Genomic DNA, 25,922 nt, shown 5'->3' with positions numbered 1-25,922 from the left:
TAATACGCTATTTTCGGGCTAATTATGTCTTCTGCAGCCCCCGCATCAGACCTTCGTTTAACCACCAGCAACCGGCAGATACTCTCTATCGCATTGCCGATAAGCTTTTCCATTTTTGTACCGCAGATCAACTTTATAACCAATAATATATTTTTAGGACAGCTTGGTGAAACATCCCTTGCTGCAGCCGGCATCACAGGAGTATATTATTTAATATTTGCGGTGATTGGTTTTGGATTAAACAATGGCCTTCAGGCTATTATTAGTCGCAGGGCCGGGCAAGGCCGCGTGGAAGAGATCGGCAAACTTTTTATCCAGGGGGTTTACCTTTCCCTGGGCATTGCTTTAATCGGTATAATTATCACCTACCTTTTTGCACCGGCATTATTGGGAAGCACACTCCGCTCTCCTGAAATGACCAATCAATGCATTGAATTTCTGCATATCAGGATCTGGGGCTTGCCCTTTCTCTATATCTACCAGATGAGAAACGCCTTGCTGGTGGGAACCAACCAGAGTAAATTGTTGGTTTGGGGAACGCTGGCTGAAACGCTTGCCAATATTGTGCTCGACTATGGACTAATTTTCGGCCATCTCGGGTTGCCAGAATTAGGTTTTAACGGCGCCGCCATTGCCTCCATCATTGCTGAATTCCTGGGTATGTTCGTAGTATTTGCAGTAATTGAATGGAAGGGAATCAGCAAGCAACTTTCACTTTATCGTAACCTGAGATTCAATCCAAAGGAAATCAGGCTTCTCTTCGTGCAGTCATCACCGTTGATATTTCAGTATGCAATAAGCGTTATCAGCTGGGAATTCTTTTATGTTTTGGTGGAGCATCATGGCTCCCGCGACCTTGCCATATCAAATACGATGCGAAATATCTTCGGCATCTTTGGCGTATTCACCTGGGCCTTCGCAGCTACTACTAATACGATGGTAAGCAATATCATCGGACAGGACCATTCAGATCAGGTTCCGGCACTTATTGGAAGGATAGTAAAACTAAGTATGCTGCTGGCTTTCACGCTTTGCCTGCTATTGAACATTATTCCTGAAACTTTCCTTTCGCTTTTCAGCAGTGAGCCTGATTTTATCCGGGAAGGTGTTCCGGTTCTCAGGGTTGTATCGGTAGCGTTGTTCCTGATGTCATTTGCCAACATCTGGCTCAATGCAGTTACAGGTACTGGTAATCCGGGTATTAACCTCAAGATCGAAGTGTTTGCCATCATAGCATACAGCATATATGTTTATCTTGTTCTGGAGGTTTATCGCCTGCCAATAACCATTGGCTGGATGGCGGAATGGATTTACTGGAGTATATTATTCATGCTATCGTTTATGTATATACGTAGTGGGAAATGGAAAGGCAAACAAATATAACAGGCTTAACGGATGAGCAGGTACTGCAATCAAGGCAGTTACATGGCAGCAACCTGGTAGTGCGCAAAAAAGAATATGCAATTATCCGCGGACTCCGGGATCTGGCAAAGGAGCCCATGGTATTGCTGCTGCTTGCAGCTGCAACTATTTATTTCATCAGTGGACAGGTGGGAGATGGAATATTCATGGGGGTTTCCATCCTGCTGGTAGCGGCTATTTCGCTCTACCAGGATGCCCGCAGCCGGAATGCTTTAGAGGCCCTGCACCAACTAACACAGCCAAATGCAAAGCTCATTCGCAATGGAAAAAAAATAACCCTGCCATTAGGTGAAATTGTATTGGGAGATATCATGATAATTGATGAAGGGAGTTCTGTTCCTGCCGATGGAATTATTCTTCAAGCAAATGATTTCACAGTAAATGAAGCTATTCTAACCGGTGAATCAATGCCGGTTGCCAAGAACAATCATAGTTCAGATATACAGGTATACCAGGGAACAACAGTAGCAACCGGACTAGCCATTTGTGAGGTGACAGGTATTGGCATCAATACCAGGTTGGGGCAGATAGGAAAGAGTTTGGAGAGTATTGAAGAAGAAAGGACTCCCCTGCAGGTCCAGATCAGCAGCTTTGTCAAAAAAATGGCATTGTTCGGTATAGTGGTTTTTGCTATAGTATGGGCCATCAATTACTATAAATCCGCTGATATCCTCGACAGCCTTTTAAAATCCCTGACCCTGGCCATGAGCATATTGCCCGAGGAGATCCCGGTAGCCTTTACAACTTTTATGGCCTTAGGTGCATGGCGATTAATGAAAATGGGCATCATTGTAAAGCAAACAACAACAGTTGAAGCTTTAGGAAGCGCTTCAGTGATCTGTACAGATAAAACAGGTACCCTTACAAATGGGCAGATGAGCCTTGCCAGACTCTACACGTTGGCCGATGACAAAATTGTGGATATAGATGGTGCTGCATCAGATCACACCAAATCTTTGATAAGGACTGCCATGTGGGCCAGCGAGCCTATTCCATTTGACCCTATGGAAAAGGCATTACATAAAGCCTATGCAGAAACTGCTGCTGTTAATGAAAGACCATCTTTCCGGATGGTTCATGAGTATCCATTGGGGGGAAGGCCACCCATGATGACACATGTCTTCCAAAATGAAGAAGGGGTGCAGATCATTGCAGCCAAAGGAGCCCCTGAGGCGATACTTTCCGCAGCGACGCTTTCGGAGGAAATGATGATTCGTATCCAACAGGTTCTGGAGAAAATGACACGAGAAGGTTATCGGGTACTGGGAGTGGCAGATGCAATTTTTGAAGGAAATGATTTTCCGGCAGAACAGCAATCCTTTCAGTTTGAATTCAGGGGATTAGTTGGATTTTATGATCCGCCAAAAGAAAATATTAAACAAGTACTTGAAGATTTTTATTCGGCTGGAATTGATGTGAAGATACTCACCGGCGATAATGCTGCCACCACCGATACCATTGCAAGGCAGGTTGGTCTGAGGCATCCCGAAATGGCAATAGATGGGGGCGCATTGATGGATTTGCCTCCCGAAACATTTGAAGAAAAAACAAAAGATTCCACGGTTTTCACCAGGGTATTCCCGGAGGCAAAACTCGCTATTATCAATACACTCAAATCATCTGGTGAAATTGTTGCGATGACTGGTGACGGCGTAAATGATGGTCCGGCTCTTAAGGCAGCGCATATCGGTATTGCCATGGGAGAAAAGGGATCAGAGATCGCTAAAAGGGCCGCATCATTGGTGCTGATTGATGATGACCTTGGAAAGATGGTTGAAGCGATTGCAATGGGCCGACGCATTTACACTAACCTGAAAAAAGCGATCCGATATATTATTTCCATTCATATTCCTATCATACTGACTGTCTTTATTCCATTAGCCCTCGGATGGATATACCCGAATATTTTTACTCCGGTGCATGTTATCTTCCTGGAGCTCATAATGGGACCAACATGCTCAATCATTTATGAGAATGAGCCTGCCGAACCGGGTATTATGCAGGAGCCTCCCAGGCCCTTCCAGGAAACATTCTTCAATTGGCGTGAGCTCACTACAAGTATTATCCAGGGACTAGTAATTACTGCCGGAACACTGTTCATTTACCAGTATGCTGTAAGCAATGAAATGGATGAAGCGCTCACCCGTACAATGGTCTTTATTACCCTGGTAACAGCAAATATATTCCTGACATTAGTTAACAGATCTTTTTATCACCTCATCTCAACCACCATCCGGTATAAGAATAACCTCGTTCCCTTGATTATATTTATCACGATCGCATTAACTGCAGCGCTCCTGCTGATTCAGCCGCTGACCGCGTTCTTTGATTTTCGAACACCCGGCATTTCTGAATTGGGTGTAGCTGTTGCAATAGGTTGTATTTCTGTATTGTGGTTTGAAGGAATCAAAATATTTCTGATACTAAGAGAAAAACAAAAGTATGATACGCAAGTACAGGGATGAAGATTTCAAATTCTTAAAGAGTTGGGTAACTGATCCTTTTTTACTTTTTCAGTTTGCCGGTCCGGGCTGGAAATTTCCCTTAACGGAAGAACAAATCCGGCAACACCAATTATTATATCCCTTCAAGCAATTGTATATAGGATGCGATGATAACGGAGATGCATATGCTATTGGCGAGATCATCACCAATGAACCACATTCTCCCAGGCTAGGAAGATTGCTGGTTGGAGAAAGAGCCTTAAGAGGCAAAGGCCTGGGAACAAAATTTATTAGTGAACTAATTGATGAATGTAAGCGGCTGCACCCGGCTGATAGTATCTGTCTGTTTGTAATGGAAGGGAATGATTCTGCCATAAATTGCTACCTTAAACTCGGATTCAGATTTAGCGATGAAGAAATACCTGATATGATATATGAAGGGGTGCCAAGAAAGATATTGAAGATGAGCCTTGAAACCAGGTTATGAGTTTCTTAAACTCTGGCTGATGGTTTCCTGTAATCTCAGTGCTTCCCGTTTAACCCTGATATCATCCTGGATCCTAACAGGCAAACTGTTGAGTGTCTGTAAAAGGGAAATCGCCTTTTCCTTTTGGCCAATCTGGTTATATACTTTGGCGAGTTCAAGATAGTTAAGGTTGAAAGCAGGATTTAACTGACGGCTCTTTTCATATGCATTGATGGAATGGGAATAACTTGCCTCAGGAAAAGCACCATAGAAAACTTTCACAGCGGTTCTTTTAAAACTGCCCAGATGGGATATTTCATAATACCATTTTCCCAACACATGATATCCGCGGAAGTCGTTGGGTGCAAGTTGTACGGCACGGTCAGCAAATGTTTTAATATCCTTTACATAACTGATCATATCCTTACCGGAAGAAACAAGTGCAAGCCTGCCCATGGCAACCGACATAACAAAATTAGCTTCAGCTGAATTCCTATCCAGTTTAAGAGCCCTGGCGGCATAGGCACGTGCAATCTGATAATGTCTTGTCTGGATTTCTTTGCTTTTATGGCGATGACCAATTTTAGAAGCGAGTTCACTTGATCGGCAAAGAGCAACAATGCTTGCAGGATGCAGTTTGACTACCTGCTGATATTTCTCAAAAGCAAGATCATCATTCATAAATGCTTCCGCCTTCACAGCTTCCTGCATAAGAACCTGCCAATCCTGCGAAAACACTATGCAAGGCAATAAAAGAAAAAGGGTCAGGATCTTCATCATCATAATCACTTATCAAAATTCATGCTCATGCTGATTCCCAGTTTTCCTTCGAAATTTTCTATGGGAACATTCAGTTTGAAAATACTGATACGTATCTCCCGCACCTGTTTATATTCACGGGCAATTTTCCGCATTATACCATCCGCCAGTTGTTCCAATAAAGGGGTTGCAGTATTCATTCGTTTGCGAACCAGGTTATAGAGGTCAACATAATTGATCAGATTCCCGATATCGTCATAGCCTCCTTTCTTTACTTCATAACTAACATCAAGATTCACTTCGAACCTGTTACCAGTCTTATCTTCTCCTTCATAGAGACCATGGTATCCATGAAAGATAAGGTTATGTAAATGAATGGTCGTCATAATAACGGAAAGGGTTATACATGTGCCGCTGCAGACAGAAAGCGCTCTGCATCCAGGGCGGCCATACATCCGCTTCCTGCTGCTGTTACAGCCTGGCGGTAAATCTTATCCTGTACATCTCCGGCAGCAAATACACCTTCAATATTCGTTTTAGAGGTACCTGGAACAGTTTGAATATAGCCGGCTTCATCCATAGTGAGCCAACCTTTAAAGATATCAGAATTAGGCTGGTGGCCGATGGCTACAAAAAACCCACTTACCGGAACTTCTGTTTTTTCGCCTGTGAGATTATTGTGTATCCTTACTGCCTGAACTTTATTATCGCCCAGTATCTCATCTGTTTCGGAGTTCCAATATACTTTAATATTAGGTGTAGCTTTTACACGATCCTGCATCACCTTGGAAGCCTTCATTCCGTCCTCCCCTTTCCGTACGATCATATGAACAGTACTTGTCAACTTCGAAAGGTATAGTGCTTCTTCCGCTGCAGTATCTCCTGCACCAACAATAGCCACCTCTTTACCGCGAAAGAAAAATCCATCACATACTGCACAGGCGCTAACCCCAAATCCATTCAGTCTTTGTTCGCTTTCCAATCCCAGCCATTTTGCTGATGCGCCGGTTGCTATGATCACAGCATCTGCTGTTATTTCTTTCTCCTCATCAATTGTTACCTTAAAAGGACGATTGCTGAAATCAACCTTTGTAGCCAGGCCAAAGCGAATATCAGCCCCCATTCTTACTGCCTGCTTTTCAAAATGCACCATCATCTCCGGTCCCTGCACTCCGTCAGCATATCCCGGGTAATTTTCTACCTCGGTGGTTATAGTTAACTGTCCCCCTGGTTGTATGCCCTGGTATAATACTGGTTTGAGTGCTGCACGTGCTGCATAAATGGCTGCTGTATAACCTGCAGGTCCTGATCCGATGATCAGGCAGTGCACATGTTCTGTTTCTTTATTCTCCATACTTATAGATTGCTTTTACGCTGTTTCAGAATTTGCAAAAATAGCTGGAATTGTGTTAAGATGATGTGACCAAAAGCACCTATACATCCTGATCTTCAACAATCGGGATTATTTGGGTATAATAAGGCTTTTATACTGTACCGCATAACCCCCAAAATAGCCGAGTGCACCTCCCGAGATATTGCCAAGCACCCGGGTGGGAGAAGAAAAGGGATTACCAATACTGCTATAATTGAATTCCATGGTTCGCCAGAAGTCAAAGCTGGCCTTGTTGATATTGGTGAATTTTATAACTACCGTATCGCCGCGGGCAAAAAAAGAGTAATTCTCAAAATCGATATCGGCATTACGATCCACGCCTTTTTCCACTTCCGTATCATAGGTTGTTCCATCAACGATCTGGTCATCAAATACAGAATTAAGACCCGGATTGAAATTCCCCCCATTTACAGAGGTAAAGAAACGGATATAATTTCCGAACCCCGGCGGGTCGGTTACCCTTGCCATCAAAACTACTTTTGTAGTATCGGGGTTATTGGGAGAAGGCTTCCACCAGAGAGAATCAACCGTTTTTGATAGTACGGGGATGGTAGTTTCTGCTGAATACACCTCACCACCAATTGTTATAGTCATCTGATAGCTTTTACCCTGTTCTCCAACAAAGGCTGTTGCCAGATTTGATGAATCAATGCTGTAATAGTAAATGGTGCTGTTTCCGGCAACCAGTGAATACTCCTTAAGTGAGTGAACCTGGTTTCCATTTGAAATTTTAATATCGGCATTTCTTACAAAAGAGGAAGCAAGGATCTCTTCATTTATTTCGCTGAAATAATCAAAGCTGTTGGTGAGAATAACTACCGGAGGGCGATCGGTCTCAATAACTGCATCCACCACCAGCTTCGGTTCTTCATTGTCGAGGTCAAACTCAACAGTCTTTTCACAGGCCAGGGCCAGAACCAGAACCAGTAAAAAGCTTATGAGTTTTGTAAACCGAAAGACCATGGAAGAATTTTATTGTTTTAATAACAAGGATGGCGAGAAAAGGTTAGGTGCTAAAAAGGTGCCTGGCATTTATCATGACAGGCACCTTTAGTATATGCAATGACAAGCGAGCCTGCCACTCATTATTTTAACCGAGGTATGCTTTCAGCGCGTTGCTGTAACGTGCTTTCTGCAGGCGTTTGATTGCCCTTTCCTTGATCTGGCGGATACGCTCTTTGGTAAGATCATATTTCTGACCGATCTGCTCAATGGTAACGCCATTTTCACCATCAAGGCCAAAATAGGCGTTTACGATCTCTGCTTCGCGGGGACTGAGAGATTTAAGTACACGGCGGATCTCATTACGGAGAGAATCCTGCATAACATCTTCATCAGTATCATCGCTGCCTTCCAGCAAATCACCCATGGCTACATCTTCAGCCTCGTGCACGGGTGCATCGAGAGAGGTGTGACGGGTATTGCTCTGGAAGATATTGTTGATCTCGGTTTCGCTCATTTCAAGGATCTCGGCAAGTTCTTCAGTAGATGGCTCACGCTCATGCTCCTGTTCAAATGCCATGTATGCTTTATTAGCCTTATTGTAAGTTCCGATCTTATTCTGGGGCAGACGTACCAGGCGACCCTGTTCAGCAAGAGCCTGAAGGATTGACTGACGAATCCACCAAACAGCATAAGAAATGAATTTAAATCCTTTGGTTTCATCAAAACGCTGTGCAGCTTTGATCAGACCGAGGTTACCCTCATTGATCAGGTCACTCAGGGAAAGGCCCTGGTGCTGGTACTGCTTAGCCACAGATACAACGAAACGAAGGTTGGCCTGAACTAATTTGTCCAGCGCGCGCTGATCGCCCATCTTGATCCGCTGGGCGAGAGTAGTCTCCTCTTCCGGGGTGATCATGGAGATCTTGGAAATTTCCTGGAGATACTTTTCTACCGCTTGGGAATCACGATTGGTAATCTGTGTAGCAATTTTAAGCTGCCTCATGCCTGTCTTTAATTTAATTTATAACGCTCTAATGACGCTTACGGTTCGCCGGAGGTTGCAATAGGAAGGTGTAGGAAGGCGAATTCGGTCCACGAACTGTCTGCAAAAATAATCACTGGCGCACAGATTTCATAGCGCCTGTGGATAATTATCTGCTTTTTATAGATAAATATTCAATTGGTGTGCCATCAAACCCTTAAGGGGACTAACGCAATCGATTTCGGTTAATATTTTACCAAAGTTCCATCCGGACTGTGGACAACTAGCTCTTTCTGCCCCTGGGAGGCTTCTACCCTTCCCACAATGCGGCCTTCTATGCCCAATGCCTTTCCCGCTTCTATCATTTTACCGGCATTATGATCATTGGTGAATACTTCAAGCCGGTGCCCCATATTAAACACCTGATACATTTCACGCCAATCTGACCCGGAAGCCTGTTGTAACAAATTAAACACTATAGGTGGCTCAAAAAGGTTGTCCTTAATGATCCGGACGGGCTTAGGTAAGTATTTGAGACATTTTGTTTGTCCCCCTCCGCTGCAATGAACCAATCCATGGATATCATTAAAATATTCTCCCAACAGAACTTTCATGAGGGGTGCATAAGTACGGGTAGCGCTCAGCACCAGGTGACCGATATCAGTAGTTTCGAAACCAGGTATTGGAATGGTATCCGTGAGCCGGTGGTTACCAATATAAACTACTTCCTCGGGAAGGCCTGTATCGAAAGACTCGGGAAAATCCTTTGCATATATTTTATTAAGAGCGTCATGTCGGGCACTGGTAAGTCCATTGCTTCCAATTCCGCTATTGTATGAATTTTCATACTTCGCCTTACCGGCACTGGCAAACCCCACTATAACATCGCCTTCGGTTATCAGGTCATTGGTAACCAGTTTTTCCTTAGGCCAGCGCGCTGTCATTGTGCCATTTACTGCAATGGTCCTCACCACGTCACCAACATCGGCAGTTTCACCTCCCAGGTAATGGATGTTGACTCCATAGGTCTTCATCTCATCAAAAAATTCCTGGGTGCCTGATATAATAGCTTCCAGCACTTCGCCGGGAATAAGTCTTTTATTCCGGTCGATGGTAGAAGAAAAAAGAAGATTATCATTAATACCTACACAAAGAAGGTCATCAATATTCATCACGATTGCATCCTGCGCAATACCTTTCCAAATTGAAGTATCACCTGTTTGCTTCCAATAGAGATAAGCCAGAATGCTTTTGGTTCCGGCGCCATCGGCATGCATGAGGTTCACCCAGTTGGCGTCTCCCCCCAGGTAGTCAGGATAGATCTTGCAGAATGCATGTGGGTAAAGGCCCTGGTCCAGTTTTTCGGTTGCCTTGTGCACTTCTTCCTTCTGGGCCGAAACGCCACGTTGCGAATAAAGACTCATGGTAATTTATTTCAAAGGGCGAAGGTGCAACAAAAAGGGCAAAAGGGCAAAAGGCGGTATTCCCCTTGTGCATTCCATTCATTGGCTTAGTTTTGCCGACCCCATGCAGGTACACAGAAATATTGAAGATCTTCCGGTATTCCGGAATGCAGTGGCAACCATCGGCACATTTGATGGTGTACACCTGGGTCACCGCAGTATTATAGCCCAATTAAAAGCCATTGCTGAAAAAGTGGATGGCGAAACGGTAATCATTACATTCCATCCCCATCCGCGCCGCATTGTGAGCGGGCAACAACAACCCATTCTCCTGCTTAACAGTTTGCCCGAGAAGATCAGGTTATTGGAAGCGGCCGGCATAGATCATCTGGTGGTAGTACCTTTTACAGCAGCTTTCGCCGCGCAGTCTCCTACCGCCTACATTGAAGATTTCCTGATAAGGTATTTTCATCCCCATACTGTTATCATTGGTTATGATCACCGGTTTGGGAAAGACCGGGGTGGTGATTTTCATCTGCTTGAAAAATATGCCGCTAACAATGCCTTCCAACTGGTAGAAATACCGGGCAAGGTCCTTGATGAAGCTACCATCAGCTCCACCCGCATCCGGCAGTCACTGCTCAAGGGAGATGTAAAAATGGCTGCTGAATTGCTTGGTTATCCTTATTTTTTTGACGGAGTTGTTGTAAAAGGTAACCAGTTAGGAAGAACACTGGGATATCCAACTGCAAACCTGCAGCTCACCGATAATGAGAAATTAATTCCTGCCAATGGCGTCTATGCAGTAACTGCAATGATCAATCGAAGTTCATTTGGCATCCTCAGGGGGATGATGAATATTGGCGTTCGGCCTACTGTAGATGGATTGAACAGGGTTATTGAAGTGAACCTGTTTGATTTCTCATCAGACATCTATGGAGAAACAGTGGAAGTGCACCTGCAGGAACGCTTAAGAGCCGAACAAAAATTTGATGGATTGGAAGCCTTGAAGATGCAGCTTGCAAAAGACAAGGAGGCCAGCTTACATCATTTTGAAAACCATCTCCCTCATTAAAGATGAGTCTTCTGTTCCACTGTCATTAATTCCAATAGCCCTGAGGTTATATTCATGCAGCAGCAGCAATATTCTTTCAATTCCTTCATAACCGTAACGATTAACCGTACTGATATAATCTTTTACAAAAAAGGGGGATGTGCCAATTGATGAGGCAATCATTTTTTCATCCTTACTCTCCACTCCGAACAACATAAATGCTTTACTGAAAAATCCATACAGTGCAGGAAGTACCATCTGAATTGGCCCGGCCTTGGGATTTGATTCAAAATAATTGATGATCCGGATTGCCTTTGCAAGATCCTTCCGGGCTATTGCATCCTGCAATTCAAAAACATTGAACTCCTTGCTGATACCAACAAACTGTTCAATATCATCTTCCGTTATGGTTTTGGAATTTCCCAGGTTCACCAGGAGTTTATTGATCTCATTGTCGATCCGGCTAAGATCATTACCGATATGATCTACAAGCAACAGAACTGCTTTCTGGTTGATCTGGTAACCTTTTGAAGAAACAAGCTTTTCCGTCCAGCCCGGCAACTGGTTATCATACATTTTCTTCGTTTGCAGCAATTCGGTTTTTTCCTTGAGCAGTTTGCCGAATTTAGTTCTGCTGTCAAACTTCTTTTCTTTGTGGGCAACAACAAAAACGGTGGATGAGAGGGGCTTATTAATATAGTTCTCCAATTTATCCAGATCCCTCATTTGCTGAGCCTCCTTCAATAATACAACCTGTCTTTCGGCAAACATGGGATAGCGCATGCAGGCATTCACCACATCTGCCCAATTTGCTTCTTTTCCATAAAAAATAGTGAGGTTAAAGCCGGCTTCCGCTTCTGAAAGTAAATTATGTTCTGCTTCCTTCACCAACTGGTCAATATAGTAGTCCTCTTCACCTTCGAGCCAGTATATGGGTTTGAATTGCTTTTTTTTCCAGTCGGACAGTATTTTTTCTACAGACATTCGCTTTTGTTCAGAATTGCAATAATAATTGAAAGCTGGGAAAAAAGTTGGAAATTAGCGTGGCATTGCATCTTACCCTCCTGAGAACGACAAATTCTTCTTCTTCAAAAAAAATTGGCACGGTTTTCGAAAAGCCTTCATTAACCGTTTAAAAAAAACCTTAATAACCCATTCATTAACCATTTCTAAATTAAAGAAAAACAAATAGCAATGAGCACATCAAATTATCCCTCAGCAACCCCCACGCAAGAACCTAAGAAAGACTACAAAGGTCTGATCATTGCACTACTGGCAGCTGGTCTGCTGGGAACATGGGGTTACTTATTGTACAACAACAATAAGAACGAACAGAACATTCAGCAGAAAGAAGCAACCATCGCACAGGTAACAGATGAAAAGACTGAACTGCAGCGTAACTTCGACGCTTCACTCGCCCGTTTGGATTCAGTTACCGGCAGCAACAATGCTTTGCAGGGTCAACTGACTGACAAAAACAGCGAGATCGGAAAACTCAAAACTGAGATCCGCAGTATCCTGAATAAGCGTAATGCAACACAGGCTGAACTGAATCGCGCTAAGAAGCTGATTTCTGAAATGAATGAAAAAGTAGCTGGACTTGAGCAGGAAGTTGCCCGTCTTACAACGGAGAACACCCAGCTTAATACAGACCTGACAACTGAAAAGGTTAAGACTTCACAGTTGACTACTGACCTTACTACAACAACTACTCAGAAGCAGGAATTGGAAAAAACTGTTGACATCGCATCTACTTTAAATGCTTACAACATTTCTATTACTCCAATCAATGAGAAGAGTGGTGGTAAAGAGAAAGTAACATCTACTGCAAAGCGTGTTGACAAACTGGTTATCTCTTTTGATGTTGACAACCGTATTGCACCAGCTGGTAGCGCAGAAGTTTATGTTCTGGTAACTGGTCCTGATGGTAAGCCTGTATCTCAGGAAGCACTTGGTTCCGGTACATTCACTACCCGTGAAGAAGGTGACAAGCCTTTCACTGCAAAGGTTCCTGTAAAGATCGAGACTGGTAAGAAAACTCCTGTTGAGTTTGCCTGGAAGCAGGGTTCTGATTTCCAGCGCGGAAATTACAAGATCGAGATCTATCACAATGGTTTCAAGATCGGTGAAGGAACTCGCGAATTGAAAAAAGGTGGCCTTTTCGGTTAATCACGATATTTTATCCAACAATCTCTTGAATAGCACACAGAGCCCTACTTCGGTAGGGCTTCTTTTTTTTATAGTAGGGCTCTTAACGCCGCCCTCCCAACATGAATAGTCCGGTTTTCTCCCGGCCTCCGGCCTTCATACTGAATATTCAATTCAAGGTTTTTTCCTAATCGTTTGGTAAGGTCAAGACTCCACAATAAATTCTTACCGGGTTGTAATCCGTCAAGCATGATATAGCTGATGGTTGAATTGGTTGAGTAAGGATACTCAATAGTATTATAAGTGAATTTCCCCTGCACGGAGGCATTCTGCAGGAGATTATATTTTATATCGGTATTGAAAGCATGGGAAGAATATTTTTCTGCTCCACCCATCTGGTTATTCTTATTGCCATAACGATATCCGCCCACGATCCGGAAGTTTGCACCATAAGTAAAAGTGAGGCGGGGCTCAAGTGAATATTGCTCTATATCGTAGTTCCTGTTATCAAATTTCACATTGCCTGTAGTAAGTGTTGTACTTCCAGTTTTTGCCGTCACATCTGCAGTGAATTTCCGCGTGATATTCCACCTGCTTCTGAGCGTCCATTCCTGGAGCGACCTGCTTTCTAAACCATAAGTCAGTAAAAGTTTTCCGCTGTTCCTGGTATTGCTTATATCAAATCCCCATTTGGTTCCCGAGCGGTTAAAGGCCAGACTATTAACCCAAACGCTGGTTAGGGTGATCAGCGTGCTGTCATTAAGTGAATTACTGAAAGGATTGAAATGAGAAATACCATCTGCAAGCTCCTTGCGAAACAACTGAAGGGAAGATTGAAGATTTATCCTGGAGGCGAACTTACCCAGGCCCGATGACTGTTGCGGGTCAATCATGGCCCTCGGATTTAATGACATGCTATAATTAAAACTATTATAGGCTGCCTTTACAAATTCATTGGTTGGCGTGAATATCCTGATATAACGCGCCTGGTCCTGGAACAGCGCTACTTCAAATTCATTCAACTGTTGTACACCATCATTGTCATAATCAAACCATGCATATTCTCCCTGACCGGCAGGCACTTCCAGGAAAACAAAATCTCTTTTTTGTTCCTGCCCTGCACCCAACTCATATAACATATTGCCCGTAAGCATTCCTTTCCACTCATTAACTATATATTCTATTCTACCCAGCAGGCTCTTGTCTGAAACAGCATTACTGTTTGTTTTCTGGAAAACTTCTAAGGTGCGGTAGGTGGTATTCACTTTCAACTGGTGGGCCGGATTTGAAAAAAGGGATGCACCCAGCGAGAAATTCTGGCTTCGGTCTGTTCTTATAAGGTCTTTACCAATGGGAAGTTTATCACTTCTTGTATAATAACTGAGTATCCAGTTATTCTGTTTAGTGGCATCAGACTGCAGGTAGAACTTCATGATGTCAAAGGAAAAACTATATGGCGTAATGCTATCAGAATTTTTATTTCGCGCCTCATTGTGTTCGAGTGCATAGTTTATGCCGAGGGTATAGTTGCGGAGTGAGGAAAATGTTTTTGCAATATCTATTGATGGTCTGAAAAAATATCCCTTGTCGGTAGCTCCGGAAGCATTTGTAATACTTATCTGGTTATTGAAGCGCCAGCCATTGGTTTGATGCAGGTGAAGAAAACTATTACGCAAGCCCCTGAAGTCATCACTCCGGTTATAACCGGTTAACTGGTACCTGATCTTGTTGTCTTTCTGATCTAACAATTCAACACCACCGCTATACATGGTTTCGTCGGCTGGATTAATCAAAATCGGGAGTCCCCAATCGCGGGTGAACTCCACATTCCTGAGACGTTCAATAGGCCTGAAACTTCTTTCCACCCATTCTATAGAACCATCCGTTTGCACACGCAGATTTTTATTGATAGGCATCACCTGTTTTGCAAGCAGGCGTGCAGCGAACCCTTTATCATTTCCTTTATCCTTAACCGAAAATGTATTGATATTATAGTTGCTCATTCCTATATCTGCACTCACCGTGGTTTTTCCCTGAATAACATAATCTGCACCTACCGTTAACACCTGTTGTTGCTTTGGGGTTACCAAGAATGTTGCTGCTTCATACCTGCCCTGCGCTCTTCCATTTAAAGGCTCCACCCACCTGAAAACCTTGCCATTGGCAGCATTCAGATCAGGAAGGTAATTTCCGTTTCCTTCACCTACATCAACAAAACCGAGATTGTATTTTGCACTATCGGGATTGGTTGAATACACATAGATAGAATCAGGAACGCCATTAACGAGCACTTCAATTTTCTTATAGAGAACTTTTCCTGGTGAGAAAGTATCGATTGCCGCTACCGGGAAGAATGCCCGCTGGATACTGTCACCAACTGATCCAAGAAATTGTTTCTGCCTGGTATCGAGGTTCTGATTGATGGGTGAATTTTTTGCATCATTATTGGAGAATGCACCCAGCCTTACCTTTATACGTTGTCCGAAATTGGTTTCGTTGGCGAGGTAAAGATTTGTATTAAGGTAATTGCGGTCGGCATACTCAAATTCCACCTGTATCCTACGATCCTTATTAATCATACGGTTAGGGGTAAACGTTACTTCGGCAGTATTGTAATTGATAACATAATCACGATCCTCTCCTCTTTGCAGCAATTCACCATCAATGAAAACCCTTTCGGTTCCTGCAAGTACTACAAAATAGAGTTCATTGTTGGCACCGGTAAGCCGGTATGGACCCTGGTTACCTTCAAGTCCATCGAATACATTACGCGTGAACTTACCCTTGGCAATGGACCCGCTCACCATGGTACTATTAGTTATATTTTCTGCTATGCGTGAAGTATTTTCAAAAGCAGCGCCCTGTAATCGCTTATAAAAATTCAGGAAGTAGTTCCTGTTCTGACGGATATCAATATCACCCATACTAAGTTGCCATCCCTTCTTTTTGAACTGTAGGAATATGCGGTCAAACTCATTAAGCTGCTGTGTTGTTCCATCGGGTTGTATAGGAATATTATTATCAGTGATAGCAGCCATAATTTCTATACTGTCTGCCAGGAAACCATTCAACTGCATATTCAGGTTGGAGCTCACCACCGCATCCTGTGCATTTCCAAAGGATATTCCTCTGCCAAAACTGCCACTATAATTGATGTTACCGAAGTTGAAAAAATCTTCTGTCTGGGTCTGCCTTCCTGGTCCGCTGATAGTAGCCCTTGTTACATAGCTGTTCACCAGGCTGTCGAAATCAAAGACCCTTGCCATCGCATTAAGCTTATTAGGCAGCACCCGGTATTGTACCAATACAGAATCAAAAGGCAGGGGCTGATTCCAGCGTATGATGCCATTGAGCCAGTCGATGGTATAAAGGGAATCTGCAATGCCAGGAATTTTAAGCGATCCCGGCACAAGACTGAGTGAATCCACGCTGATGGCACCGCTGGTAACGGGGATCTTTTTCTGTCGCAGGTTGGAAAGGCTTTTACTGCCGGTGGCAGGTATCTGTCCGGCTGCGCTAAAAGCAGTGGTTAGGATAAAAATGCATATCAACAGCCTTCTCAACAAGCCCGTGGTTTTCTATTAAGCGCGCTAAAGATAGCATTTATTGCCTGCGCCTTCTTACCAAACCATTACGGCATTTCCGTACATCTCCTCCCTGAGTTGTTTTACCCGTGCATCTTCAAGGTATTCATCGAAGGTCATCAGTCGATCGATGATTCCCGAAGGCGTTAATTCGATTACACGATTAGCAACTGTTTGCATAAATGTATGGTCATGCGAAGTAAGCAGAACGATACCTGGAAAATTCTGGCAGCCTTCATTGAAACTCTGGATGCTCTCCAGGTCGAGGTGGTTGGTTGGCTGGTCGAGCATGATCAGGTTTGGATTCTGAAGCATCATGCGGCTGAGCATACAACGTACTTTTTCACCACCACTCAGCACGTTGGTTTTCTTCATGATATCATCTCCGCTGAATAGCATTTTTCCCAGGAATCCACGAAGGAAAGGTTCATCAGCATCTGTTACATTCGGTGGAACAAACTGGCGAAGCCAGTCGAGCAGGGTAAGCTTGTCGGTAAAGAACTCATTATTTTCAATGGGGAGATACGCACTGGTAATAGTTGTACCCCATTCAAATTGTCCTTTATCAGCCTTTTTATGATTGTTGATGATCTCGAAGAAACTGGTCACCGCGAGAGGGTCGCGGCTCAGTAGAGCGATCTTATCTCCTTTATTTACACTGAAGCTGACTTTGTCAAACAACAAACGCCCATCTACTGAGTAGCCAAGTTTTTCGACGTTAAGGATCTGGTTACCTACCTCACGCTGGGGCTGGAAAATGATTCCAGGATAACGCCTGTTGGATGGCTCTATCTCTTCAATGGTGAGTTTTTCAAGGGCCTTCTTTCTGCTGGTTGCCTGCTTCGACTTGGAAGCGTTGGCACTGAATCGGGCAATGAATTCCATGAGGGCAGCACGCTTCTCCTCTGTCTTCTTATTCTTATCATTCACCTGTCGGCTCATCAACTGCGAAGACTCATACCAGAAAGTATAGTTACCTGTAAAGATCTTTATCTTCTGGCGATCAACATCCGCCACATGGGTACAAACTGCATCCAGGAAGTGACGGTCGTGTGATACCACCAATACAATATTCTCATAGTCGGCCAGGAAATTCTCCAGCCAGCTGATGGTTTCGATATCCAGTCCGTTGGTAGGTTCATCGAGCAGCAGGATATCGGGGTTTCCAAAAATGGCTTGTGCCAGAAGCACCCTTACTTTAAGGTTACCTGGAATATCTTTCATCAGGCTCTGGTGAAACTGTTCGGGCACACCCAATTCTGAGAGCATGCTTCCCGCATCACTTTCGGCCGTATATCCACCCATTTCACCAAACTCGCCTTCCAATTCGCCGGCGCGCATTCCATCTTCCTCAGAAAAATCTTCCTTGGCATAAATTGCATCACGCTCCTGCATCACATCCCACATCTTCTGATGGCCCATCAATACAGTATTGAGAACGGTAACTTCATCATAAGCAAAGTGGTTCTGCTTAAGTACAGCCATACGCTCCCCCGCCCCGATGGTTACCGAGCCTTTACTTGGTTCTATTTCTCCTGAAAGGATCTTAAGAAAAGTAGATTTTCCTGCACCATTGGCACCGATCACACCGTAACAATTGCCCTTCATGAAGTTGAGATTCACTTCATCAAAGAGTACACGCTTACCAAAAGAGAGGGTTACATTATTAACTGAAATCATATTAGTCTGCCTTTTTCGAGGCGCAAAGGTACAACAAAATTGAGGCGATTTTGCTTAATTTTCGTATCTTATAGCAGCAATTTTTCGCATATGAAAAAGGTATTGATCGTTGTGCTATTGGTAGCACTGGGCGCTGCCGTTGCATTTGCGAGCTTACGCAGCAATTCCAAGAAAACAGTTCCGGAAAAGAAGGTAGAAAAGAAAGAGACCATTAAGAAAGAAAAGAAAAAAGAATGTAAGCGAACCTGCCTGTATGGATGAGGTAGAAACTGCAACGACAAAGGTCTGAAACCGAATTGATAGTTCCGTTTCAGACCTTTTTATTTAGCTGGCAGGGCATTACCCGGCCAATCTTATTATTTCTCGGATACCAGCCCTGCACCAAGATATTCCTGGTTAAGGCGGGCAATATTACTAATGGATATCTCTTTCGGACATACTGCTTCACAGGCCCCTGTATTGGTGCAGGCACCAAATCCTTCCCTGTCCATCTGCGCAACCATATTAAGTACCCTGTTCTTGCGCTCCGGACCACCTTGTGGCAGTAATGCAAGGTGGCTCACCTTGGCAGAGAGGAAAAGCATGGCTGAACTATTCTTACAGGCCGCCACGCAAGCGCCACATCCTATACAGGATGCAGCAGCAAATGCCATATCAGCTTTGTCTTTTTCAATTGGCAATGCATTGGCATCCACAGCATTACCCGTATTAACCGATATATATCCACCAGCCTGCATGATCCTGTCAAATGAAGTACGATCAACCACCAGGTCCTTGATCACAGGGAAAGCATTGGCTCTCCATGGTTCAACTACAATGGTATCGCCATCTTTGTAGGCTCTCATGTGCAACTGGCAGGTGGTATTGGCATGCCATGGACCATGGGGCTTGCCGTCAATATACATGGAACACATACCACAAATTCCCTCCCGGCAATCGTGGTCAAAAGCTATGGGTTCTCTACCCTCCCTTATCAGTTCCTCATTCAACACATCGAACATTTCGAGGAAAGACATTTCAGAAGAGATATTCTTAACCTGGTAGGTTTCAAACCGTCCTTTTTCCTGGCTATTCTTTTGCTTCCACACTTTGAGTGTGAGGTTCATATTATAATGTTCCATATCGGCTATGGTTGATGTTTTAATTATTTATAAGAACGTTGGGTAGGTTTGGCAACTTCAAAATGGAGTTCTTCTTTATGTAATTGCCATTGGTGCTCTCCTTTTAGTTCCCAGGCTGAAACATAGGCGTAGGCTGCATCATCACGTTTTGCTTCCCCTTCCTCTGTCTGGCTTTCTTCCCTGAAATGACCACCACAACTTTCATTTCGGTCGAGTGCATCAATGCACATCAGCTCTCCGAGTTCAATGAAATCGGCGACCCTGTTTGCCTTATCAAGTTCGGGATTCATTTCATTGATATCACCTGGTATACGCACATCAGACCAGAACTCTCTTTTCAACTGACGGATCTCTTCAATCGCCTGTGTGAGTCCCTCTGCATTTCTGGCCATACCACATTTATCCCACATGATCTTACCCAAACGCTTATGGAAGCTCTCCACAGTTTGTTTGCCCTTGATATTCATCAGCTGGCTGATTCTGTCAGCAACATTTTTTTCGGCATCAACAAATGCGGGATGGTCGGTAGGGATGGCATTGGTGCGGATCTCATCTGCCAGGTAATTACCTATAGTATATGGTATCACGAAATATCCATCGGCAAGGCCCTGCATAAGGGCGGAGGCACCAAGGCGGTTTGCTCCATGGTCAGAGAAATTAGCTTCTCCCAATGCATACAAACCAGGCACTGTTGTCATCAGTTCATAATCAACCCAGAGTCCACCCATTGTATAGTGAACAGCAGGATAGATACGCATCGGCACTTCATAAGGATTTTCACCGGTGATCTTTTCATACATATCGAAAAGGTTACCATATTTTTCCTTAACTACCTCTTTTCCAAGTTCGGTAATCATCTGTTGGGTAGCACCTTGTATATTCCGTTTGTTAACTTCCCCTTTGCCATAGCGTTCGATGGCATCTGCATAATCGAGGTAAACAGCCTGGCGGGAAGAGCCTACGCCGTAGCCAGCATCACAACGTTCTTTAGCAGCCCGGCTTGCAACGTCACGCGGAACGAGGTTACCGAAGGCCGGATACCTTCTCTCGAGGTAATAATCTCTTTCTTCTTCAGGAATGTCAAATGGCTTGCGTGTATCATTCTGCTTTTTCGGCACCCAGATACGACCATCATTACGAAGCGATTCTGACATCAGGGTTAGCTTGCTCTGGTGATCGCCGCTTACCGGTATACAGGTAGGATGTATTTGTGTAAAGCAGGGGTTTCCAAAATAGGCGCCTTTCTTATGTGCTTTCCATGCGGCAGTTACATTACTTCCCATCGCATTGGTGGAAAGATAAAACACGTTACCATATCCACCTGAACATAACAGCACGGCATGACCGAAATGGCGCTCGAGTTTTCCATTTACAAGATTCCTTGCAATGATACCGCGGGCCTTTCCATCTATAACTACAACATCCAGCATCTCATGCCGGTTGAACATCTCCACATTTCCCAGGGCAACCTGCCTTTCGAGGGCCTGGTATGCTCCGATCAATAACTGCTGGCCAGTTTGTCCGGCGGCATAGAATGTACGCTGAACCTGGGTTCCACCAAAGGAGCGGTTGGAAAGCAACCCTCCATATTCGCGTGCAAAAGGAACCCCTTGGGCAACACATTGGTCAATGATATTGGCACTCACTTCTGCTAACCTGTGAACATTGGCTTCACGTGCGCGGTAATCACCCCCCTTGATGGTATCATAGAAAAGACGAAAAACCGAGTCACCATCATTCTGGTAATTCTTTGCCGCATTGATTCCTCCCTGTGCTGCAATGGAGTGCGCACGGCGGGGAGAATCCTGGAAGCAGAATGCTTTTACTTTATAACCTAACTCACCTAGTGCGGCTGCCGCAGAAGCACCGGCCAGACCGGTTCCTATAATCACCACCTCAAGCTTTCTTTTATTAGCCGGATTTACCAGCTTACAGTGCCCTTTAAAATCGGTCCATTTCTGATCCAACGGGCCTGCAGGAATTTTGGAGTTGAGCATATATCGACTATTAGATACGTTAAGTATTGAAATTAACAGTGATTGTTATCTGATTGCATTTTTGTTGCCCTGATGGCCCCGGTATAGCTGTCATTAATCAACAATCAATAAAAAAATGATCTACTTTACCCATCCCAGGTACATGGCAACAGGCATCAGTGCAAAAACAAGTGAAACAATAATGGAAAAACCATAACCTATGCTGGTGAGCAGCTGGTTGTATTTCCTGTTATGAACACCTACTGTTCTGAAGGCACTCTGGAATCCATGGGCGAGATGATATGCAAGAGATATACATCCCAGCACATAAAGGATCACTACCCATGGCTGCGAGAATACCACCTTCATTTCTTCAAACATGTTATGCATCTCTACACCATTATATGTAACGGGTTCCAATGCATGGGTTATACGAGCCTTCACCCAGAAATGTGATATATGTATTACGAGGAAAAGCAGGATTATAGTCCCAAGTAATCCCATTGAACGGCTATACCACTTACTGCCCCTCTCTCCCAGGTTAACAGCGTAACCTACAGAACGTGCGCTGCGGTTTTTCAGTTCAAGCATGTATCCCTGAACTATATGGAGAATAATACCTGCGAACAAACCAACTTCCATGATACGGATCAGGATCGTTGAACCCATAAAATGGGCTGCCCTGTTGAAAACAGAACCATTGTCATTTTCATTGAAAATCGGCAGATCAGCAAAAATACAGGCATTGATAGATACATGTATGATGAGGAAGGTTATAAGGAATAAACCGGTAAGCCCCATTACGAATTTCCTGCCTACTGAAGAAGTAAAGAATTCAGACCATTTCATCCGTAAACTTTTTTGTTGAAAAATTTGCACAAAAATAGACATTGATGGCTTCCCTTTAACAATTACCTAAAGTTTTTGTTGGCTACAAAAAAGTGGCCTCCATATGGAGGCCACTAACATAAGCAATTGGTTGGTTCAGTTTACCACTTATCTACCTCTTCATCTATACCGGGAGTGGGCTCAACAGTATTCTCGTTGTTTACAACGGGCGGTACAACAACAGATGCAGCTACAATAGCATCTGCTTCTACACTGCTTTCTACCATTTCTCCGCCTTCTTCGAGGTTGTCGTGGTTATATGCATCAAAGTCAAAATCTGGCATCAGGTCAGTCTTTACGTAATCAACAGCTTCAGTAAGGGCCTTCAGGAATTTGTTGAAGTCTTCTTTGTACAAAAAGATCTTATGCCTGTCATAACCATTATCATCAAACTTCTTACGACTCTCAGTAATGGTCAGGTAATAATCATTGCTTCTGGTAGCTCTTACATCAAAAAAATATGTTCTTCTTTTACCTGCTCTGATGCGTTTACTATAAACGCTCTCCATTTTTTTGTCGTTGTTCTCGTAACCCACAGTTGTTGTTTTTACAATTATTAATTTCGTTAGGTGCGGAATTATGTAGGAGCAAATATAGGGTTGTTTACGAATTAGCAAAATTTTACCAAACTTTTTAATACACTAAGTGTTTCCTCCTATTCAGCCTCCATCGCTGCTTTCATCGGGTTCGTCCTGCTGGTGTTCATATAAATATGTGTAATAACCATCATTTTGCAGCAACTGATCATGCGTCCCCATCTCCACGATCTTTCCATCTTCCATTACAACGATCTTATCAAACGACAGGAGTGAGAAAATCCGGTGGGTGATAAAAATGGCAGTCTTATCCTTAAGGTAATGGTCGAGATTAGCAATAATTGTTTTTTCTGTTTTAGCATCCACCGCACTGAGGCAATCGTCAAACACCATGATCTTCGGTTCCTTTATAAGCGCGCGTGCAATGCTGATCCGCTGTTTTTGTCCGCCGCTTAAGGTTACCCCCCGCTCTCCCACCAGCGTTGAATATTGCTTTTCAAATCCATCAATCTCTTTATCCACGCTTGCAGCAAAAGCCGCCGACCTCACCGACTCATGGCTTGTTTGCTCTAAACCAAAACCAATATTGTTTTCAATGGTATCGCTGAACAGAAAGATATCCTGGGGTACATAACTTACCTGCATCCTTAGATGCTGCAGATCCATGGAACGGATATCAGTTCCATCAAGGCTGATAGTTCCCTGGCCCGGGTCATACATCCGTAGCAGCAATTGTGCTAAGGTTGTTTTACCTGATCCTGTTCTGCCGATAATCGCTATTCGTTGCCCGGGTTTTATTTCGAGTGAAAAATCTGAAACAGCCTGTATTCCTGTATGGGGATAGGTAAAGCTGACATTCTTAAATTGAATACCTCCACTTACCACCGGACTCAATGCATTCTCTGGCTGTCGGATCAGTGATTCTGTATCAAGGAATTCATTGATCCTTTTCTGGGATGCTGCTGCCCGTTGTATCATACTGGCAGTCCATCCTATGGCACTCACGGGGAATGTCAGGATATTGATATACATGATGAATTCTGCCAGCGTTCCGGTTGTTACACCACTTCCTGGCTGCATCGCATATATACCTCCTACAAGTATCGTGATCAAAGTACTGAGGCCAATCATGAGCGACATTGATGGAAAATAAATCGCTTCCACTTTTGCAAGCCCGATGGCATTGCTGCGATAGGCCTCACTGTTATTCTCAAAAAACAATTGCTGCGCCCGCTCCTGTACAAAAGATTTTATGACCCTTATCCCTGAATAGGATTCCTGTGCCGTGGTAGTGAGGTCTGATAATAATGACTGATTCCTCTCACTTTTCTTGTGAATGATGGTGTTCACATAATAGATAGTGATGGCAAGCAATGGCAGGGGTGATAATACGAGTACGGTAAGTTCAGCGTTGGTGCGCACCATATAAAAAACACTGAAACTGATAGTGAATGCAAGGTTGATGAAATACATGATTGCAGGCCCTGTATACATCCTAACCCTGCTTACATCTTCTGTGATTCGGTTCATGAGGTCGCCGGTGCTGTTGCGCTTATAGAAGCCCAGGTCCAGTTTCTGGTAATGGCTGTATATTTCATTCTTCTGGTCAAATTCAATATACCGGCTCATTACAATATTGGTTTGCCGCATAAGGAACATAAAGAATCCACTGAGTATGGCCACCGCAAGTAATGTGAGTCCGCAGAGTATGACCAGGTTAGAAAAACTTGACTTCTCTGTAATGCCTACAAGCCATTGTACAATGGGATCATATCCCTGAACAGTGCGGGTGCCCTTGTAGCCAGGTAATTGTTTCTCCACGGCATCCACAACAAACCCCGTGATCTGCGGAGCAAGTATCCGGAAATAGTTTGAGAGGATGATGAACAATATACCAAGCACCAGGCGCCAGCGGTATTTCCAGAAATATTTATTGAGTGCAGACAGATGTTTCATGGATTTGCGAAGGTAGGGAACTTGTTTAATGCCCAAGACAGTTCATTGCTGGTAGCGCATTGCCATCAAAATCAAAAAGGGTGCAATTATCCCATGATGAGCCCTGGCCCCACTGGTCGCGCAAACTGCTGCTGATCCAGGCTGGCTCCCAATACATGATGCCTTTGCCGCCACCTCTCCGGATGGCATCAACCAGGTCACATAGGTATCGCTGCTGGCCCTCAGGCGTTGCAGGATACTGTGCAAGTGCATCAGAGCCGGAGATGACGTTAGAATACTGGTCAGCATTTAAAGACGTCCATGGATAGGCAGTTTCCACAACCATAACCTCTTTGCCATACTTATTACTGATTGCTGAAATGGTATCACTGATTGCTTGCATGCTGGTAACTTCTGACCATTTAAAATAATGGGATAACCCAATGATATCAAAGTCGGTTACTCCCGCCGAAGTAAGATTCTTCAACCAGGGAAATGCATTCTGCAGTTGTGCAACATGAATGATTATGCGAGGTTTTATGGAAGAGGTTTTTGAAAAATCACGCACGGCATCAATACCGCTGTTTATCAGTGATGCAAATGATGACCAGTCTCCGTTACTCACTTTACCAACCGGAAACATGATCCCATTATTATTCTCATTTCCCACCTGCACCATTTCGGGTACAAGTCCCAGCAAGTTTAGCTGGTTGAGAACGGCAATCGTATAATTGTACACAGAATCTTTTAGCACAGGCAATGTTAATCCTTCCCAGGCTTTGGGTACTGCCTGTTTTGCGGGGTAGGACCAATCATCCGAATAATGAAGATCGAGGTTAACCATCATCCCTGCCTCGCGTGCTCTCCTGATGGTCTTAATTACATCAGCCAGGTCACTATAACTTTTTCCGTTATTCAGGGCCTTCGTCCACTCCGGATTATGCCAAAGCCTTACCCTTACCGTATTGGCACCATGCTCCCGAAATATTCTGAAGGGATCAGCTTCCACACCCTTCACCCTGAACTTCCCGCCATGGTCCTCCACCTGGTTAACATAGGAGAGGTCGACCCCCGAAATAAAATCAGTCATGGAAGTTTTTGGGAGCGTTGATTTTTTTACCGGACCACAGGAAAACAGCAAACCGGAGAAGATGACTATACCAGTGATTTTAAACATACATACGAA

Annotated in this window: 21 protein-coding genes; 6 read left to right on the top strand and 15 right to left on the bottom strand. The window is 44.0% G+C overall.

The window, feature by feature from the left end; translation table 11 throughout:
• Positions 1-24 precede the first annotated feature (24 nt).
• The 3 genes from V6M43_RS10225 to V6M43_RS10215 are packed head-to-tail and all read left to right on the top strand — an operon-like array spanning position 25 to position 4,353.
• Complete coding sequence (locus V6M43_RS10225) at positions 25-1,383, top strand: MATE family efflux transporter (protein WP_332734909.1); 1,359 nt, start codon at positions 25-27, stop codon at positions 1,381-1,383.
• Positions 1,362-3,887: a cation-translocating P-type ATPase gene (locus V6M43_RS10220; RefSeq protein WP_332734907.1), complete on the top strand. Its 2,526-nt coding sequence runs from the start codon at positions 1,362-1,364 to the stop codon at positions 3,885-3,887. Before V6M43_RS10225 ends, V6M43_RS10220 begins: the two co-directional genes overlap by 22 nt.
• The gene (locus V6M43_RS10215; RefSeq protein WP_332734905.1) at positions 3,865-4,353 is read left to right on the top strand and encodes a GNAT family N-acetyltransferase; all 489 of its coding nucleotides are present in this window, start codon (positions 3,865-3,867) and stop codon (positions 4,351-4,353) included. The genes V6M43_RS10220 and V6M43_RS10215 overlap by 23 nt, the downstream gene beginning before the upstream one ends.
• Here V6M43_RS10215 and V6M43_RS10210 read toward each other — a convergent pair.
• From V6M43_RS10210 to V6M43_RS10185, 6 genes are all read right to left on the bottom strand, one after another.
• On the bottom strand, positions 4,348-5,112 hold the full coding sequence (locus tag V6M43_RS10210) for a hypothetical protein (RefSeq protein WP_332734903.1): 765 nt from the start codon (positions 5,110-5,112) through the stop codon (positions 4,348-4,350). The two genes, V6M43_RS10215 and V6M43_RS10210, sit on opposite strands and share 6 nt — an antisense overlap.
• Before the next feature lie 5 nt (positions 5,113-5,117).
• Positions 5,118-5,477, bottom strand: coding sequence for a dihydroneopterin aldolase (locus V6M43_RS10205; RefSeq protein WP_332734901.1), 360 nt, complete (start codon positions 5,475-5,477; stop codon positions 5,118-5,120).
• A 14-nt stretch (positions 5,478-5,491) separates the two neighbouring features.
• Positions 5,492-6,445 (bottom strand): thioredoxin-disulfide reductase, encoded by a 954-nt coding sequence (gene trxB / locus V6M43_RS10200; protein WP_039132715.1) that lies wholly within the window; start codon positions 6,443-6,445, stop codon positions 5,492-5,494.
• Positions 6,446-6,553: 108 nt separating this feature from the next.
• Complete coding sequence (locus V6M43_RS10195; protein WP_332734898.1) at positions 6,554-7,447, bottom strand: DUF4249 domain-containing protein; 894 nt, start codon at positions 7,445-7,447, stop codon at positions 6,554-6,556.
• 127 nt (positions 7,448-7,574) lie between these two features.
• Positions 7,575-8,432 (bottom strand): sigma-70 family RNA polymerase sigma factor, encoded by an 858-nt coding sequence (locus V6M43_RS10190; RefSeq protein WP_039132713.1) that lies wholly within the window; start codon positions 8,430-8,432, stop codon positions 7,575-7,577.
• 224 nt (positions 8,433-8,656) lie between these two features.
• Complete coding sequence (locus V6M43_RS10185) at positions 8,657-9,835, bottom strand: AIR synthase related protein (RefSeq protein WP_332734890.1); 1,179 nt, start codon at positions 9,833-9,835, stop codon at positions 8,657-8,659.
• On the opposite strand from V6M43_RS10185, the gene V6M43_RS10180 reads away from it, so the two are divergent.
• A complete protein-coding gene (locus V6M43_RS10180; protein ID WP_332734888.1) occupies positions 9,834-10,889 on the top strand; it encodes a bifunctional riboflavin kinase/FAD synthetase in 1,056 nt (351 codons plus the stop codon). The two genes, V6M43_RS10185 and V6M43_RS10180, sit on opposite strands and share 2 nt — an antisense overlap.
• On the opposite strand, the gene holA is transcribed toward V6M43_RS10180, so the two are convergent.
• Positions 10,857-11,852 carry a DNA polymerase III subunit delta gene (gene holA, locus V6M43_RS10175; protein WP_332734886.1) on the bottom strand — a complete coding sequence of 332 codons (996 nt, stop codon included), beginning with the start codon at positions 11,850-11,852 and terminating at the stop codon, positions 10,857-10,859. The two genes, V6M43_RS10180 and holA, sit on opposite strands and share 33 nt — an antisense overlap.
• 210 nt (positions 11,853-12,062) lie before the next feature.
• On the opposite strand from holA, the gene V6M43_RS10170 reads away from it, so the two are divergent.
• On the top strand, positions 12,063-13,037 hold the full coding sequence (locus V6M43_RS10170) for a hypothetical protein (protein ID WP_332734885.1): 975 nt from the start codon (positions 12,063-12,065) through the stop codon (positions 13,035-13,037).
• 68 nt (positions 13,038-13,105) lie between these two features.
• On the opposite strand, the gene V6M43_RS10165 is transcribed toward V6M43_RS10170, so the two are convergent.
• Both V6M43_RS10165 and V6M43_RS10160 read right to left on the bottom strand, forming a co-directional pair.
• On the bottom strand, positions 13,106-16,579 hold the full coding sequence (locus V6M43_RS10165) for a hypothetical protein (protein WP_332734884.1): 3,474 nt from the start codon (positions 16,577-16,579) through the stop codon (positions 13,106-13,108).
• A gap of 57 nt (positions 16,580-16,636) precedes the next feature.
• Positions 16,637-18,280, bottom strand: a complete 1,644-nt coding sequence (locus tag V6M43_RS10160) for an ABC-F family ATP-binding cassette domain-containing protein (protein WP_332734883.1) — start codon at positions 18,278-18,280, stop codon at positions 16,637-16,639.
• Between the two features lie 90 nt (positions 18,281-18,370).
• Between V6M43_RS10160 and V6M43_RS10155 the strand changes: the two genes are divergently transcribed.
• On the top strand, positions 18,371-18,541 hold the full coding sequence (locus V6M43_RS10155) for a hypothetical protein (RefSeq protein WP_332734881.1): 171 nt from the start codon (positions 18,371-18,373) through the stop codon (positions 18,539-18,541).
• Positions 18,542-18,636: 95 nt separating this feature from the next.
• Here the strand turns inward: V6M43_RS10155 and V6M43_RS10150 are convergent, their stop codons facing one another.
• From V6M43_RS10150 to V6M43_RS10125, 6 genes are all read right to left on the bottom strand, one after another.
• Positions 18,637-19,401, bottom strand: coding sequence for a succinate dehydrogenase/fumarate reductase iron-sulfur subunit (locus tag V6M43_RS10150; RefSeq protein WP_039132700.1), 765 nt, complete (start codon positions 19,399-19,401; stop codon positions 18,637-18,639).
• 23 nt (positions 19,402-19,424) lie between these two features.
• Positions 19,425-21,398, bottom strand: coding sequence for a fumarate reductase/succinate dehydrogenase flavoprotein subunit (locus V6M43_RS10145; RefSeq protein ID WP_332734878.1), 1,974 nt, complete (start codon positions 21,396-21,398; stop codon positions 19,425-19,427).
• Positions 21,399-21,518: 120 nt separating this feature from the next.
• Entirely contained in the window at positions 21,519-22,226 is a 708-nt protein-coding gene (locus V6M43_RS10140; protein ID WP_332734876.1) for a succinate dehydrogenase cytochrome b subunit, read from the bottom strand.
• Positions 22,227-22,366: 140 nt separating this feature from the next.
• Entirely contained in the window at positions 22,367-22,801 is a 435-nt protein-coding gene (locus tag V6M43_RS10135; protein ID WP_332734874.1) for a DUF3276 family protein, read from the bottom strand.
• A gap of 123 nt (positions 22,802-22,924) precedes the next feature.
• Positions 22,925-24,757, bottom strand: a complete 1,833-nt coding sequence (locus V6M43_RS10130; RefSeq protein WP_332734872.1) for an ABC transporter ATP-binding protein — start codon at positions 24,755-24,757, stop codon at positions 22,925-22,927.
• Positions 24,758-24,782: 25 nt separating this feature from the next.
• Positions 24,783-25,913, bottom strand: a complete 1,131-nt coding sequence (locus V6M43_RS10125; protein ID WP_332734870.1) for a glycoside hydrolase family 53 protein — start codon at positions 25,911-25,913, stop codon at positions 24,783-24,785.
• Between the last annotated feature and the right edge of the window lie 9 nt (positions 25,914-25,922).

This window comes from Flavihumibacter sp., assembly GCF_036676075.1.
Lineage (GTDB): Bacteria > Bacteroidota > Bacteroidia > Chitinophagales > Chitinophagaceae > Flavihumibacter.
The sequence above is the reverse complement of the archived record's forward strand: the minus strand, read 5'-3'. Positions and strand labels throughout refer to the sequence as shown.

Excerpts from the sequence above, each read along its gene's own strand:
- V6M43_RS10225 (WP_332734909.1), top strand. The coding sequence starts at position 25 with ATGTCTTCTGCAGCCCCCGCATCAGACCTTCGTTTAACCACCAGCAAC.
- V6M43_RS10220 (WP_332734907.1), top strand. The coding sequence starts at position 1,362 with ATGGAAAGGCAAACAAATATAACAGGCTTAACGGATGAGCAGGTACTG.
- V6M43_RS10215 (WP_332734905.1), top strand. The coding sequence starts at position 3,865 with ATGATACGCAAGTACAGGGATGAAGATTTCAAATTCTTAAAGAGTTGG.
- V6M43_RS10210 (WP_332734903.1), bottom strand. The coding sequence starts at position 5,112 with ATGATGAAGATCCTGACCCTTTTTCTTTTATTGCCTTGCATAGTGTTT.
- V6M43_RS10205 (WP_332734901.1), bottom strand. The coding sequence starts at position 5,477 with ATGACGACCATTCATTTACATAACCTTATCTTTCATGGATACCATGGT.
- trxB (WP_039132715.1), bottom strand. The coding sequence starts at position 6,445 with ATGGAGAATAAAGAAACAGAACATGTGCACTGCCTGATCATCGGATCA.
- V6M43_RS10195 (WP_332734898.1), bottom strand. The coding sequence starts at position 7,447 with ATGGTCTTTCGGTTTACAAAACTCATAAGCTTTTTACTGGTTCTGGTT.
- V6M43_RS10190 (WP_039132713.1), bottom strand. The coding sequence starts at position 8,432 with ATGAGGCAGCTTAAAATTGCTACACAGATTACCAATCGTGATTCCCAA.
- V6M43_RS10180 (WP_332734888.1), top strand. The coding sequence starts at position 9,834 with ATGGTAATTTATTTCAAAGGGCGAAGGTGCAACAAAAAGGGCAAAAGG.
- V6M43_RS10185 (WP_332734890.1), bottom strand. The coding sequence starts at position 9,835 with ATGAGTCTTTATTCGCAACGTGGCGTTTCGGCCCAGAAGGAAGAAGTG.
- holA (WP_332734886.1), bottom strand. The coding sequence starts at position 11,852 with ATGTCTGTAGAAAAAATACTGTCCGACTGGAAAAAAAAGCAATTCAAA.
- V6M43_RS10170 (WP_332734885.1), top strand. The coding sequence starts at position 12,063 with ATGAGCACATCAAATTATCCCTCAGCAACCCCCACGCAAGAACCTAAG.
- V6M43_RS10160 (WP_332734883.1), bottom strand. The coding sequence starts at position 18,280 with ATGATTTCAGTTAATAATGTAACCCTCTCTTTTGGTAAGCGTGTACTC.
- V6M43_RS10155 (WP_332734881.1), top strand. The coding sequence starts at position 18,371 with ATGAAAAAGGTATTGATCGTTGTGCTATTGGTAGCACTGGGCGCTGCC.
- V6M43_RS10150 (WP_039132700.1), bottom strand. The coding sequence starts at position 19,401 with ATGGAACATTATAATATGAACCTCACACTCAAAGTGTGGAAGCAAAAG.
- V6M43_RS10145 (WP_332734878.1), bottom strand. The coding sequence starts at position 21,398 with ATGCTCAACTCCAAAATTCCTGCAGGCCCGTTGGATCAGAAATGGACC.
- V6M43_RS10140 (WP_332734876.1), bottom strand. The coding sequence starts at position 22,226 with ATGAAATGGTCTGAATTCTTTACTTCTTCAGTAGGCAGGAAATTCGTA.
- V6M43_RS10130 (WP_332734872.1), bottom strand. The coding sequence starts at position 24,757 with ATGAAACATCTGTCTGCACTCAATAAATATTTCTGGAAATACCGCTGG.
- V6M43_RS10125 (WP_332734870.1), bottom strand. The coding sequence starts at position 25,913 with ATGTTTAAAATCACTGGTATAGTCATCTTCTCCGGTTTGCTGTTTTCC.